We start from the raw sequence: 586 nt of genomic DNA, 5'->3' as shown, positions 1-586 counted from the left end.
GTAAAATTTCCTGATTGTACTACGCTTGGATCTAATCCTGCGTAAGCTAGTAGTTTACAAGGGCTGTCAAAACGATTGATATCTCCTATTTCGCTAATGATCATAGCACCGTTTAAACTACCTACACCAGGGATAGTTTTTACAACTGAATTGATTTCTTTCATTGAACTTTCAATTGAAGATTCAATTTCAGAAATTTGGAGAGTTAATAGTTCTATTTGTCTAATAGCATGAATAACTCTCAAAACTAAGGCACTGTTTTCAATGCCTACTGAAGATTTTGCTACCTCTCTAAGTCTTTTAGCATCATCTTTACTGTAATGACCTTTTGAAGCTTTAGATAATAGCCCTGTAAGGCGAGTAAGATGAGCTTTTGAAATAGCTTTAGGGGTAGTGAATTCCTTCAGCAATTGATAACAAGACTTTGTATGAATACCAGATTTAAAAACATCATGTAATTCAGGAAAAAGCTGATCTACATATGTATTTAATTGAATTTTAACTGAAGCACAAGCTTGAACAAGTTTTCTTCTAGCTCTACAAAAAGTTTTTAATTCAAGAGTTTTAATATCATATGAAGTTAAGT

General features: G+C 32.4%; 1 protein-coding gene. It reads right to left on the bottom strand.

Features of this window, described 5'->3' with window-relative positions; genetic code table 11:
* Positions 1-586 (bottom strand): transposase (locus ABNK64_RS11175; RefSeq protein ID WP_349764448.1); only part of this gene is annotated, 586 nt, incomplete at both ends.

The sequence above is a fragment of the Fusobacterium sp. SYSU M8D902 genome, from assembly GCF_040199715.1.
GTDB lineage: Bacteria > Fusobacteriota > Fusobacteriia > Fusobacteriales > Fusobacteriaceae > Fusobacterium_A.
The sequence above is the reverse complement of the archived record's forward strand: the minus strand, read 5'-3'. Positions and strand labels throughout refer to the sequence as shown.